The organism is Rhodococcus sp. JVH1 (assembly GCF_000280725.2).
Taxonomy (GTDB): domain Bacteria; phylum Actinomycetota; class Actinomycetes; order Mycobacteriales; family Mycobacteriaceae; genus Rhodococcus_F; species Rhodococcus_F jostii_A.
Map to the genome: position 1 here is coordinate 3,221,494 of NZ_CP166289.1, position 13,420 is coordinate 3,234,913.

At 67.4% G+C, this 13,420-nt stretch carries 12 protein-coding genes; 1 reads left to right on the forward strand and 11 read right to left on the reverse strand.

Annotation, left to right across the window (positions count from 1 at the left end):
• Window positions 1-111 precede the first annotated feature (111 nt).
• From JVH1_RS14710 to ssd, 6 genes are read right to left on the reverse strand one after another with little or no spacing between them, the layout of a single operon-like run.
• The gene (locus JVH1_RS14710; protein ID WP_009477393.1) at window positions 112-1,503 is read right to left on the reverse strand and encodes a recombinase family protein; all 1,392 of its coding nucleotides are present in this window, start codon (window positions 1,501-1,503) and stop codon (window positions 112-114) included.
• Window positions 1,504-1,507: 4 nt separating this feature from the next.
• Window positions 1,508-1,684, reverse strand: a complete 177-nt coding sequence (locus tag JVH1_RS14715) for a DUF4244 domain-containing protein (protein WP_009477392.1) — start codon at window positions 1,682-1,684, stop codon at window positions 1,508-1,510.
• A gap of 57 nt (window positions 1,685-1,741) precedes the next feature.
• Window positions 1,742-2,332, reverse strand: a complete 591-nt coding sequence (locus tag JVH1_RS14720) for a type II secretion system F family protein (protein WP_011596777.1) — start codon at window positions 2,330-2,332, stop codon at window positions 1,742-1,744.
• The gene (locus JVH1_RS14725; RefSeq protein WP_011596776.1) at window positions 2,329-3,120 is read right to left on the reverse strand and encodes a type II secretion system F family protein; all 792 of its coding nucleotides are present in this window, start codon (window positions 3,118-3,120) and stop codon (window positions 2,329-2,331) included. Before JVH1_RS14725 ends, JVH1_RS14720 begins: the two co-directional genes overlap by 4 nt.
• Window positions 3,117-4,319 (reverse strand): TadA family conjugal transfer-associated ATPase, encoded by a 1,203-nt coding sequence (locus JVH1_RS14730; RefSeq protein WP_009477391.1) that lies wholly within the window; start codon window positions 4,317-4,319, stop codon window positions 3,117-3,119. The genes JVH1_RS14725 and JVH1_RS14730 overlap by 4 nt, the downstream gene beginning before the upstream one ends.
• Window positions 4,316-5,401: a septum site-determining protein Ssd gene (gene ssd / locus JVH1_RS14735; RefSeq protein ID WP_043780671.1), complete on the reverse strand. Its 1,086-nt coding sequence runs from the start codon at window positions 5,399-5,401 to the stop codon at window positions 4,316-4,318. The genes JVH1_RS14730 and ssd overlap by 4 nt, the downstream gene beginning before the upstream one ends.
• 382 nt (window positions 5,402-5,783) lie before the next feature.
• Here ssd and JVH1_RS14740 point away from each other — a divergent pair, with 382 nt between their 5' ends.
• On the forward strand, window positions 5,784-6,620 hold the full coding sequence (locus JVH1_RS14740) for an HAD-IB family hydrolase (protein ID WP_009477389.1): 837 nt from the start codon (window positions 5,784-5,786) through the stop codon (window positions 6,618-6,620).
• Between the two features lie 414 nt (window positions 6,621-7,034).
• On the opposite strand, the gene JVH1_RS14745 is transcribed toward JVH1_RS14740, so the two are convergent.
• The 5 genes from JVH1_RS14745 to JVH1_RS14765 all read right to left on the reverse strand — a co-directional run bounded on the left by JVH1_RS14745 (window position 7,035) and on the right by JVH1_RS14765 (window position 13,192).
• Window positions 7,035-7,784, reverse strand: coding sequence for a hypothetical protein (locus JVH1_RS14745; protein ID WP_009477388.1), 750 nt, complete (start codon window positions 7,782-7,784; stop codon window positions 7,035-7,037).
• A gap of 31 nt (window positions 7,785-7,815) precedes the next feature.
• Window positions 7,816-9,561, reverse strand: a complete 1,746-nt coding sequence (locus JVH1_RS14750) for an ABC transporter ATP-binding protein (protein ID WP_009477387.1) — start codon at window positions 9,559-9,561, stop codon at window positions 7,816-7,818.
• Entirely contained in the window at window positions 9,558-10,532 is a 975-nt protein-coding gene (locus JVH1_RS14755; protein ID WP_009477386.1) for an ABC transporter permease, read from the reverse strand. Before JVH1_RS14755 ends, JVH1_RS14750 begins: the two co-directional genes overlap by 4 nt.
• Window positions 10,525-11,451 carry an ABC transporter permease gene (locus JVH1_RS14760; RefSeq protein ID WP_009477385.1) on the reverse strand — a complete coding sequence of 309 codons (927 nt, stop codon included), beginning with the start codon at window positions 11,449-11,451 and terminating at the stop codon, window positions 10,525-10,527. Before JVH1_RS14760 ends, JVH1_RS14755 begins: the two co-directional genes overlap by 8 nt.
• A gap of 124 nt (window positions 11,452-11,575) precedes the next feature.
• Window positions 11,576-13,192, reverse strand: a complete 1,617-nt coding sequence (locus JVH1_RS14765; protein ID WP_009477384.1) for an ABC transporter substrate-binding protein — start codon at window positions 13,190-13,192, stop codon at window positions 11,576-11,578.
• Window positions 13,193-13,420 lie beyond the last annotated feature (228 nt).

Here is a 13,420-nt window from a genome sequence, read left to right on the forward strand (position 1 = left end):
CAGTGTGAGAACCGCCTCTAGATAAGGTAACGATTTGATAACGTAGGTGATCTAGATCATATACTTACTGTGGTGTAGATCACTGCATTACCCGGATTGTCAGTGTAGGAGTCAGACTTTCCAATCAATCTTGACCCGCTCCATATCCAAACCCCCACCCTTCGGGCGCTGACCACTCCCCACAGGCAGAATCGTCACACTCATCAGCTGCCCAATTACCTTCCCCCGAACGTCAGCCGACAACCCCTCCCACACCGCACGCAGATCATCCCCGGACAACACCAGGTCAGCCAACGGCGAAGACTGCCTCGCAGACGAAAGCTGCGCATCAAGGCGGTCAATTTTCGCTTGCAGGTGAGCACTGCCAGCCTTCAACTGCACACCGTCGATATCTCCGCTCGCGAAGAGCGTCACCAACTCCTTCTTCCGCGCCTGTAGCCCGTCACGCTCCATCTGCAACGCAACAACGTCCACACCGTGACCGTGGTCCAGGATCAGCTCCGCGTCCGCGCGGGAAAGCCTCGCAACCACCACCTGATCAATGAAGTCATCCAACGGTTCCTTCCGCTGAGATAGGTGAGGTTTGGCAGCGCACCGATAGCTCTTGTACGAGGTATCCCCACCTCCGCGCATGGTGAACACCTTCATAGGTTCCCCACACTTCCCGCAGCGATAGATCCCCGCGCCCTGATGCACACGCTCATACGAGGTACTCACACGTCGTGAGGGATCAGCAATAACCGCCCGGACAGCGTGCAGCGTCTCCGCATCGAACACCGCCGGCCACAACGCCGGACCAACGATCTTGTCCCCCTGCTCCACCAACCCAGCGTTCCGTGCCCGCGTCAGCACCTTCCGCAGCGCAGTCACAGTCCATTTCTCCGTCCCGCGAGCAGTCTTGATTCCTGCATCCATCCACTGCCGCGAGATAGACATCAGCGACACACCCCGTAGGAACTGCTCGGCAGCGTCACGCAACGCATCAGCCTCAGTGGGTTCCAATTCCATGCCGCCCTCTTTGTAAGCGAACGGTCGCGGGCCACCCCTGAACTTTCCATCCAACGCTTGCTGCTGCTTAGCGCTCTTGATGCGCTCCGCTGAACGTTCCACCTCATACCGGGCGATGCTGGCGAACATCGTGGCGTTCAACCTGCCCGCCGATGTCGATAGATCAATCTTTCCCGCCTTCACGGTCCGGATCTCAACCTTGTTGGCGTCGCAGACTTCGACCAGCTTCGACAGGTCCGGTATCGACCGATACAACCGGTCAACGTGCCAGCTCAGCAAACCCTGATACTTGCCCGACTCGAACGCCTTGAGCATGGCGAGATACTGCGGGCGGGGCTTGCTGCCGTAGGCGCTCACATCGTTGTCCACGAAAACGTGGGTGACGTTCCAGCCCAGTTGCTCGGCGAGGGCTCTACAGTCGGATTCCTGGCGTTCTACGCCTAGCCCTGCACCTGCACGGTCCTGGGAAATCCGGGCGTACACGACAGCATCCATGCCATTACAGTACTCGTTGACATCCCGTGACGACCGAATACAGAACGGCGCCGAAGGCCGCCGCCGCGATGGTGCCGATGGCGTACTCCGCCGTCGACATGCCGTCCTCGTCCGTCGCGAGCAGCGTCAAGCGAGCGATCAGTGCTCGAACTTCCGCCAAGGCCCGGATTCCGTGTCCCATGGTGTTCCCCCTTCAGAGTGTCCGGCGCAGCGGTTCTGCTCCGGAAGTGCCGATGTGTCACAACAGCCCGCCGTCCAGCACCCGCGAGGCCAGCCCGACGACGACCGGGATGATGCCGAGGCAGATGAATGCCGGCAGGAAGCACAGCCCGAGGGGGCCACTGATGAGCACGCCCGCTCGTTCGGCCGCCGCCGCCGCCAAGTGCTCGACTTGGATCCGGCCGTCGGCGGCGAGTTCCGTCATCGAACCCGCGAGCGACGATCCCGATGCGGCCGACCGGCGCGCCATGCGGGCGAGCGATTCGGTGGCTGGGTCCGACGCCGCCGCCTCCCACGCGGTCGCCGCATCCGCCCCCAGCGACAGCAGGTCCGCGGCGCGGCGCAACGATTCCGACAGCGGTGCCGGCGCCGTCCGCGACACGGCCTGCGCCGCGGTCGCGACGGGCAGTCCGGCGCGCAGACACGCTGCCAGGAGGTCGAAGGTCGCGGCGATCGCGAGCGGGTCCTCACGGCGCGCGGTGTCGTCGACCGCGGACGCCGCGTCACCCGGGCCGCGACCGCCGTTGCCGCGCACTCGCTGTACCGGCGAGCTGGGTGCGGGCAGCGCCAGCACGCCGCAGGCGAGGAGAAGTGCCGCGCACCAGATCATCCCGTCACGCGTCCGGTGATCCGGTCGGTCCACAACAGGCCCGCGCACACCAGCCCCGCACCGAGCAGCAACAGGATTCCGCCCACACCACCGCCGAACAGCACCGTCAGAGGGGCCGCCCCCATCATCTGGCCGAGACCGACACCCAGCAGCGGCAGCCCGGCGAGTACGGTCGCCGTCGCCCTCGCGCCGGCCAGGGAGGCCTCCGTTCGCTGACGGAAGCGATTGCGTCCCAACAGGTCCGTCCGTGCCGCCTCGAGCAGTTCCGCCAGCGCGAGACCGTGCGCATCGGCCACCGCCCAGATATCGGCGATCCGCCCCAACTCGGTACCGACGCGGGAGTCCGTGATCCGGAACCCGTCCGCGGCCGATCCTCCGAGCCGCGAGCGCGCCGACGCAGCCCGGAATGCCGCCGCCACACTGCCTGCCGACTCGTCGGCCGCCGTCTGGCATGCGGCAGCCGGATGAGCACCCACCCGAAGTTCCGCCGTCACCACCTCGAGACTCGACAGTACGACACGCAGATCGGCATCCTTCGCTTTCGCCGCCCTGCGTCGCGCCGATCTGAAACGCACAGTTGCGCAGACGATCGTCGCGGCGAGGACCGCGCAGAGCCCGCCCACTTCGTACACGATCGGAATGCCCGCGAGCGCCGCCGGAACCACCCAGGGCAGACGCAACCGGCGACGAGGACCCTCCCTGCCCGTCACCGCGAGCAACCGGGGCCGCGATCTCGCGGACGGCACCGCAAGCACCGCGCAGCCGAGGACCACCAGACCGGCGATCACGTCGGCACCACCGTCCCCGAGTCCACCGGTCCACGCCGAGAACACAAGTGGCGGAGACGGTCCACCGCCGGACCCTCACCCGTGTCGTGATTCCAGGCAGGCACGATCGTGACGCGCCCGTGTTCGTCCCGAGTGACGACACCGATCTGCGTCAGCCGCCGCGCCCCGCTCGACGACCGGTGGACGTGCAGGACCACCTGCACGGCAGCGGTCAGTTGACTGTGCAGCGCCGCGCGGTCCATTCCACCCAGTGCCGCAAGCGCTTCGAGCCGTGCCGGAACCTCTTCGGGCGAGTTGGCGTGCACCGTTCCGGCACCGCCGTCGTGACCCGTGTTGAGCGCCGTCAGCAGGTCGACGACCTCGGCGCCGCGAACCTCGCCGACGACGATCCGGTCGGGTCGCATACGCAGCGATTGACGGACGAGGTCCCGGACGGTGACCTCACCCACGCCCTCGACGTTGGGTGCCCGGGCCACGAGCCGGACCACGTGCGGGTGCGTCGGCGCCAACTCCGCGGCATCCTCCACGCACACGATCCGTTCCGCCGGGTCCACCGCCCCCAGCAATGCGGCCAACAGCGTGGTCTTGCCTGCGCCGGTGCCGCCGGTGACCAGGAAGGCGAGCCGTGCCTGCACGATCGTCATCAGCAGGTCGTGGGCCGCCGCAGCCACGGCACCGCCCGCGACGAGCGCGCCGAGCCCCTGGGTGGCCGGGCGCAGCACCCGCAGCGACAGACAGGTGCCGCCCTGAGCCACGGGAGCGAGGACGGCATGCAGCCGCACACCGAACGAGCCGTTTCCGACGTCGCGCAGCCTTCCGTCGACCCACGGCTGAGCGTCGTCGAGGCGGCGCCCGGCAGACAGCGCGAGCCGCTGCGCGAGCCGGCGCACCGCCGCCTCGTCGGTGAACCGGACGGCTGCACGTTCGAGCCCGCGGCCTCGATCGACCCACACGCGGTCGGGCGCGGTGACGAGCACGTCCGCTACTCCCGGTTCCGTCAGCAACGACTCGAGTGGGCCGGCGCCGGTGAGTTCGGTCATGAGCACCCGCAGCGCCCCGAGCAGATCGGTGTCGCCGAGCACGCCACCGGACTCGGTACGGATGGCAGCGGCGACCGTCGCCGGCGTCGGCTCGCCGGACGTGTGCGCGAGACGTTCGCGCACCCGGTCGAGGAGGTCTTGTGTGACGAGGGAACTCATGCCGCCCACTCCCGCGACCGCGGTCTGCTGCCGACCGTGTCGAGGACCGCCTCGGCCGCGGCGCCCAGCGGGGAGCGCCTGCCAGGCCTCAATCCGCCGTGTTCGAGCATTCCGGTGAGCGCGCGCTCGGCGCGCATCGACGCGATCAGCGGCAGGTCGAGAACCTCCGCGATGTCGGCGCCGCGGAGCCCACCGGGTGCGGGGCCGCGGACCACGAGTCCCTGGTTGGAGTTCCTCTCGGTGATCCACTGCGATACCTTTCCCGCGGCGATGCAGGCCCGGACGGTCGCGGGCACCACGAGGACCACCAGATCGGCGAGTTCGAGGACGGTTTCCGTGACCGGGCCGGGGAACCGCGACACGTCGCACACGACCAGATCGCCGGCATGACGGCCGGCATCGGTGACCGCACGGACCGCGGCCTCTGTCGGTCCGGCGCCGTGCCCCGTCCGGCTGCAGGCGAGCACCCGCAGCCGCTCGCCGCGGGCAGGGAGGGCGTCCCGGAGCGCGCCCGAGGAGATCCGGCCGCCCTCGATCGACAGACCCGACCATCGCAGTCCGGGCATGTCCTCGATGCCCAGCAGCACGTCGAGGCCGGACCCCCAAGAATCGGTGTCGAGCAGAAGGGCCGGCTGCGGCCGCGACGCCGCGGTGAGGGCTGTGGCCGCCGCCAGCGTGGAGGCGCCCGCACCGCCGCATCCGCCGACGACGGCGACGACGGTGCCGTCCGCGTCGGGACGCTGGGGTTGCTCGCCGAGCACGGCGACCAGCGCGGACTCGTCCTCGGGTACCGCGAGCACGTGTTCTGCCCCGACCGCGGTCGCGATCCGCCACTCGTCGATGCCCGGCGGCCCGTCGCACAGCAGCACCACCCGCCGCCGGCGCGGGAGCCGGTTGCGGCACGCGGCGGCTGCTCGCGCGTCGAGCACGACGATCGGGGCGCTTCCCCAGACGTGCCGGGCGTCGGCGACGTCGACCTCGTTCAGCGCCCGGTCGGCCGCTGCCGCCACGCGCCTGATGCTGTGCAGCAATGCCGGGTCGTCGACCAGAACCAGCACTTCACCCCTGCCTTCTGCGTCCATGCAGCGAGCGTGCCCGCTGCCGGAGACTGCCGGAAGGGGCTCGGCTCGAACTGTGGACAACTTCGGCCCTGTGGATAGAAACTGGTACCAGCGCACCAATTTCAAGGGTTCGAGCCGAGGAGTGCGGCAGACCCGCCGCAGACAGAGGACGACCCTCGCCAGGGGGGGAGGAGGCGAGGGTCGTCAGTGTTCAGCCCCGGGGGGTCGGGCTGAACATCGCCCGGATCAAATCCGGACATCAGCAATACTACACCTCCCCCGATCAGTATTTGCAAGTTCAACTGTTGAAACGTTCCGTCGTGTCGATAGTGCCGAAAGACCCTTCCTCCGCCCCGTCATACGAGCCCCCACCCCACCCGAAGTCCGCATATCCTTGGAAATTGTGACCGCGAAGCCACAGAGAAGTGCCAAGACAGGTCGACACACCGAGACAGGTCGGGTTGCCGCATTCTTCGACCTCGACAAGACGATCATCGCGAAATCCAGCACCCTCGCGTTCAGCAGACCGTTCTTCGACCAGGGCCTGATCAACCGCCGATCGGTTCTCAAGAGCAGTTACGCGCAGTTCCTGTTCCTGCTGTCGGGCGCGGATCACGATCAGATGGAGCGGATGCGCGCCTACCTCACGAGCATGTGCGCGGGCTGGAACGTGGACCAGGTCCGGTCCGTCGTCGCCGAAACCCTCCACGACATCGTGGACCCTCTGGTGTTCGCGGAGGCCGCCGACCTCATCGCGGACCACAAGCTGCGGGGCCACGACGTCATCGTGGTGTCGGCGTCAGGCGAGGAGGTGGTGGCGCCGATCGCCGAAGCACTCGGGGCCACGCGCAGCACCGCCACCCGCATGGCGGTCGCGGACGGGCTCTACACCGGCGAGGTGGAGTTCTACTGCTACGGCGAAGGCAAAGTGGACGCGATGCGGCAACTGGCCGACGAATACCACTACGACCTGTCGGCATGCTACGCCTACTCCGACTCCGTGACCGATCTCCCGATGCTGACCGCGGTCGGCCACCCGACGGCGGTCAACCCGGACCGGGCTTTGCGGAAGGCCGCGGCCGGAAACGGTTGGCCCATATTAACTTTCTCCAATCCGGTCTCCCTCCGGGCACGCCTCCAGGCGCCGTCCGCGACCACCGTCGTGACCACAGCGGCGGTGAGCGTCGGGGCCCTGGTCGCGGGTGCGTTCACGTATGGAGTGTTGCGCCGCAAGCGCTGACCGCCGCAACCCGCGACACGGTCACAAACCGAATTTGATACTTGCTGTGAGGGGGGTCACGGGGTACAAAGGAGTTACGGAAGAACGGAAGGCCAAGGTCGACCCAGAAGAGAAGGATCGATCTCCCGACCAGGATTCCCAGCACGGGCACTAGGTACCCACGCGAAGCATAAGCCACTATAAGGGCAGAAGCGTTGTGGGCCTGCGAGACCCGAGTCTTCACCGGCAAGGACCCTGCACAGGTTGCAAGGACGACCCGAGGATATTCGGACTCTCGCCGAGGCCACCCACACAACCCACCTTTGCACGCTTGGTAACCGGTTGTCCGTGCTAACGGGCGGCGAAGTCGACACCAGTCGGCAGCGCCGCCCGTTTCACATGTTCGGGAACTTGTTGCAGCGCAGGGCATTTCGGCTAACTCGCCGCGGCCTCCGCGATCGAGGTGGCCTCCCGGGCTCCGGCCTCCAGAGCGCCACAGCAGAGGACGACCCAGCTGCCGACACCCTCCGGCTCGCCCGACGCGAACGCGGCCGCCCCGTTGCGGTACGCCTGCTGACGGCGCAACCAGCTGACCTCCGGGACCCCGAGATTGTGGGGATCGAGCCCGCTCGCCACGGAAACCAGGCGTGACGCGGCGCGCGCGACGATACCGTCGCCGACCCCGAACGGCTTCAGCGTCAACAATTCCCCGTGCACCACGGCCGCCAGAACCGGCGCGGGGGCAGCCGTTCCCCCCGTCACGAGCTGGGCGAGACCGTCGAGCCGCTCCGCGACGCCGGACCCGGCACGCGGCCTGCCGAGCAATTCCTGATCTTCCACGAGGTCGGCCGCGGCCAGCAGATGGAGCCGCGCGAGGGCCTGCAGCGGTGCCCGCTGCCAGGTGGACTGCAGAAGCGTGAGGGCGTCACCGTCGAGGGCCTGCCCGACCCGCAGCGCCCCCGACAGAATCGGGTCGCCTGCCTCGCCGGGAGCGGGTAACTCGGTACTGCCGCCGTCCAGTGACGCCGAGGCGCGGGCCGCGCGGACCGCCGCCTCGGCCGCCGTGGTCGGCCAGCCGCGCCGGTTGGTCTTGTGGCGGTGAACCGCACCGAGCGCGTCGCGCGCACGGTCCGCGGCTTCGCGGACGCCGGGAAGGTCGACGAGGGGCTGCAACGGGTCGCTCACGTACCGGAACGCTACCCGGCGCCGTCCAGCGTCAGGCGCCGAGCCGGATCGATCCGCCCGGAATCGCGTCCAGCAGCTTCCGCGTGTACTCCTCCTTCGGTGACGTGAAGACCTCATCCGTGGTCGCTTTCTCCACGATCGCGCCAGTGGACATGACGAGCACGTCGTCGGCGATCTGCCGCACCACCGCCAGGTCGTGGGTGATGAACAGGTACGTCAACCCCAGCTCCGCCTGCAGGTCGTTCAGCAGCGTCAGGATCTGGTCCTGGACCAGCACGTCGAGCGCCGACACCGCCTCGTCGCACACCACCATCTCCGGCTGCAGCGCCAGCGCCCGGGCGATCGCCACCCGCTGCCGCTGGCCACCGGACAGCTCGTTCGGGAACCTCCGCATCACCGACGCCGGCAGCGCCACCTTGTCCAGCAGGTCGCGGACCCGCGCTTCCCGCTCCGCCTTCGTCCCCACCTTGTGGGTGCGGAGGGGCTCCTCGACGGTGCGGAAGATCGAGTACATCGGGTCGAGCGTGCCGTACGGGTTCTGGAAGATCGGCTGCACCCGGCGACGGAACGCGAGCGTCTCCCGGCGGTCCAGCGTCGCGACGTCCTTGCCGTCGAACACGACATTCCCCGACGTCGGCGCGAGAAGCCCGAGGACCATCTGCGCGACCGTCGACTTGCCCGACCCCGACTCGCCGACGATGGCCGTTGTCGTTCCGCGCCGGACCGCGAAGGAGACGTCGTCGACCGCGGTGAAGTCGGTGGACTTCCGTAGCCCGTGCCGGATCTTGAACACCTTGGTCAGTCCGGTGGCGACGACCACGTCGTCGGTGGCGTTGCCGAACTCGACGCCGATCTCACCGTGCTGTTCGGCCTCGCCCACCACCTCGAGGGCGTGCTCCCGGATGTCCGCCCGGGCCAGTGAAGAACTCCGGCGTTGCGACGCCAGCGACGGCGCCGCGGCCACCAGCTTCCGGGTGTACGGGTGGCGCGGCCGCTGCAGGATCTCCAGCGCCGGCCCCGCCTCGACCACCCGCCCCTTGCTCATGACGATCAGGTGCTCGGCCCGCTCGGCGGCCAGGCCGAGGTCGTGGGTGATGAGCAGGACCGCGGTACCCAGCTCGTTGGTGAGACCGTCCAGATGGTCGAGGATCTGGCGTTGGACCGTGACGTCGAGTGCCGACGTGGGCTCGTCCGCGATCAGCAGTTGCGGGCGGGCCGACAGCCCGATGGCGATGAGGGCGCGCTGACGCATGCCGCCGGAGAACTCGTGCGGATACTGGCCCAGGCGGTCCTCGGCGTCGGCGAGTCCGGCCTCCTCGAGCAGCTCGGCGGCACGCGCCTTCGCGGCCTTGCCCTTCGCGATCCCGTTGGCTTCCAACGCCTCCTCGATCTGGAAGCCGACCTTCCACACCGGGTTGAGGTTGGACATCGGGTCCTGCGGGACGAGGCCGATCTTCTGACCGCGCAGCGCGACGAACTCGCGCTCGGACGCCTCCGCGAGGTCCTGCCCCTCGAACAGGATCCGGCCGCCGGTCACCTTTCCCGTTCCGGGCAGCAGGTTGATGATCGCGTGGGCGGTCGTGGACTTGCCCGAACCGGACTCGCCGACGATCGCCACAGTCTGCCCGGGATACACCGTGAGGCTGACACCGCGCACCGCGGGCACGAGCCCGGAATGGGACTGGAACGACACTTCCAGGTCCCGGATCTCGAGCAGCGGCACCTCGTCGGCCGAATTCTGCGGTCCGGCTAGTTCGTTCGTGGACACCGCGCTCACCTCTTCCTGGCCTTGGGATCGAGCGCGTCCCGCAGAGCGTCGCCCATCATGATGAAACCGAGCACCGTGATCGCCAGCGCGGTCGCCGGATAGAAGAGGATCGGCGACCCCTGACGCAGCGTGACCTGGGCGGTGCTGATGTCTCCGCCCCAGGAGATCTCGGTGGACGGCAGACCGATGCCGAGGAACGACAGCGTCGCCTCGGCCACGATGTAGATGCCAAGCGAGATGGTCGCGATCACGATGATTGGGGCGAGGGAGTTGGGCAGCACGTGCCGGACGAGGGTGCGCATGTTCGACACCCCGAGCGCCCGCGACGCCATCACGTAGTCGTTGTTCTTCGCCGAGATCACTGCGCCGCGAGCGATTCTCGCCATCTGAGGCCAGCCGAACAGGGCGAGGACGACGATCAGCGTCCAGATGGTGCGGTTGGCGAACAGCTGCATCAGGACGATCGCGGCGAGGATGAGCGGGATGCCGAAGAAGATGTCGGCCACCCGGGACAGCAGCGAGTCGGCCCAGCCGCCGTAGTACCCGGCGACCGCACCGAACACCACGCCCACGACGAGCACGATCGACGTGACCCCGACACCCACCAGCACCGACGCCCGCGCCCCGTAGATCGTGCGGGAATAGATGTCGCAGCCCTGCTTGTCGAATCCGAACCAGTGCCCCGACGACGGCCCCTGCATGCTGAACGCGAGATCGCAGAACCTGGGATCGGTGCCGGTGAACAGACCGGGGAAAGCCGCAACGGCGATCACCACCACGATGATCACCGTGGCGACCAGGAACAGCGGACGTTTGCGGAGGTCCCGCCACGCATCCGACCACATGCTCGTCGGCGGCTGGTCGATGTGGACGGCGTCGGTCTCTCCCGGCGCCGCCACTTCTTCGGGTGCCACGAAATGCGCCTGCCGGGTCTTCCGGTCGCCCGTCCGAGGCGACTCGTTCTCCACTTTCTCAGACATAGCGAATCCTCGGGTCGAGCGCGGCGTACAGGAGGTCGACGAGCAGGTTGGCGAGCAGATAGATGACGATCAGCACCGTCACGAAGGACACCACCGTCGGCGCCTCACCGCGGGTGACCGCCTGATAGATCGTGCCGCCGACACCGTTGATGTTGAAGATGCCCTCCGTGACGATCGCACCGCCCATCAGGGTCGCGAGGTCGGCGCCCAGGAACGTGACCACCGGGATCAGCGAGTTCCGCAGCACGTGCACCTGCACCACGCGGCGCCGCGAAAGACCCTTGGCCGTCGCGGTTCTCACGTAGTCGGCGGTGAGGTTCTCCGCGACCGACGTCCGGGTGAGCCGGAGTACATACGCGAACGACACCGACCCGAGGACGAACGCGGGCAGCAGCAGATTCTTGAAACTGGTGTTGCCACCGACCGTCGGCGGCACCAGCCCCCATTTCACGCCGACGAAGAACTGGGCCAGGAAGCCGATGACGAAGATCGGGATCGCGATGATCACCAGGCTCACGAGGAGGACGGAACTGTCGAAGATGCCGCCCTTGCGGAGTCCGGCCCACAGGCCGAAGCCGACCCCGAAGATCCCCTCGATGGCGAGTGCCATCAGGGACAACTTGATGGTGATCGGGAATGCCTGCGCCAGAACCTCACTGACGGCGCGGCCGGAGAAGGACGTACCGAAGTCGAGGGTGAAGATGCCCTTCAGATACAGGAGGTACTGCGTCAGGAACGGCTCGTCGAGGTGGTATCGCTCACGGAGTTGGGCCGCCACCGCGGGGCTGAGTGCCTTGTCGCCGGCCAGCGCGGCGATGGGGTCTCCGGGCAGCAGGAACACCATCGCGTAGATCAGGAACGTGGCCCCGAGAAAAACGGGGATCATCTGGAGCAAACGGCGACCGACGTACCAGAGCATCGGATCACCTCCTATTCGTCGGGAGCAGTGACGTCAGGAATCCGTAGCCTCGGCTCGTACTCCCGAGCGGGGCCGCGAACTGACAGCTCGCGGCCCCACCCGTCGTCGAAGAATCTCCGGTGCGTCAGTTCTTCTCGATGTCGGAGTACATCGGAATGCCCTTCCAATCGATGACCACGTTCGACACGTTCTCCGACCAGCCGCTGGCGGCGTTGCGGTACCACGTGGGGACGGCGGGCAGGTCGCGCAGGAGAACTTCCTGCGCCTGATTCAGCAGTTCCTGGGCCTTGCCGGGATCGACCTCACCCGCGGAGGCGCGCAGGAGCCGGTCGAACTCGGGGTTCGAGTAGTCGCCGTCGTTGGAGCTGCCACCGGTCTGGTAGTTCTGCGCGAGGAAGCCGTACTGCTGCGGGTAGTCGCCCTGCCAGCCCGAACGGAACGCGCTGGGGATGGTGCGGTTGGTGGCCTCCGTGCGGATCTGCGCGAACGTGGGGTACTCCTTGCCCTTCGCGTCGATACCGAGGGTGTTGCGGATGTTGTTGGCGGTGGCATCGACCCATTCCTTGTGGCCGCCGTCGCCGTTGTACGCGATCTCGAAACTGCCCGACCACGGTGCGATGGCATCGGCCTGGGCCCACAGCCTCTTCGCCACCTCCGGGTCGTACTTCAGGTTGCCGTTGCCGACGAGCGAATCCGACCAGCCCTCGATGGCGGGGCTGGTGAAGTCGAGCGCGGGGGTGCGGGTGTTGTTGTAGATCTGCTGGGTGATCTGATCGCGGTTGATCGCCATCGAGATGGCCTGGCGGCGCAGCGTGCCCTCCTCACCGCTGAAGTGCGGCAGACGGCCCGGGATCGTGAACGTCTCGATGGTCGCGGACGGCTGGTTCACGGTGCGGCCCGGCAGGTCGGTCTCGAACGTGGTGACCGCGCTCGGCGGCACCTGGTCGAGGACGTCGACGTTGCCGGCGAGCAGATCCGTGTACGCCGTGTCGAGGCTGTTGTACATGACGAAGTCGACGCCGGCGTTCCTCGGCTTGCGGTTGCCGTTGTAGTCGGGGTTCACGACGGTGTCGATCCGGACGTTGTGCTGCCACGCTCCGGGGCCGGACATCATGTATGGGCCGTTGCCGATGGGATTCTCGCCGAACGCGGCCATGTCCTGGTACGCCACCGCAGGCAGCGGGTAGTAGGCCGCGAACCCGAGGCGGTCCGGGAAGGCCGACTCGGGCTGCTTCAGTTCGATCGTGAACGTGGAGTCGTCGACCACCTTCAGTCCCGACATGGTCTGCGCCGTCGGGTTCTCGGCGGCCACCTCGTCGTAGCCCTGGATCGGGTCGAAGAAGGACGCCTGGATCTGTGCATTCGTGGACAGCGCGCCGTAATTCCAGGCGTCGACGAACGAGGCCGCCGTGACCGGCGTGCCATCCGTGAACGTCCAGCCGTCCTTCAGCTTCACGGTGAAGTTCTTGCCGTCGGTCGTCTCGATCGACTCGGCAACCTCGTTGTTCACCCCGCCTTCCGCGTCGTAGGAGACGAGCCCTGCGAAGAGCGAATCGACGACGCGGCCACCCTGATTCTCGCTGGTATTGGTGGGAATCAACGGATTCTGCGGTTCACCTGCCCAGGCGTTGACGATTCCGCTACCACCCCCGCTCGTCGAATCTCCGGAGGAGCAGGCGGACAGCATCCCTGCTGCCAGGCCGACCGCCAGAACGGCGGTTGCCACACGTGTGATGCGCAAAACGATCCTCCCAGATCTGCATGGTTCCGGGCAGCGGTTCCGGGCGCAGCCCGAATGATGGGATGACGATAAGTCAACGTTTCAATTTGTGTAGCCACGACGGGCGAAACTCGTGCAATCGGCACCTGATCGAAACATCGTCGGCGCAGGGGTCTCCACTCGTCGCACCCGGTCGCCGTCCGTCGCGTCCAGTCGACCGATCGTCGCAGAATATGGGCATGCAACCCT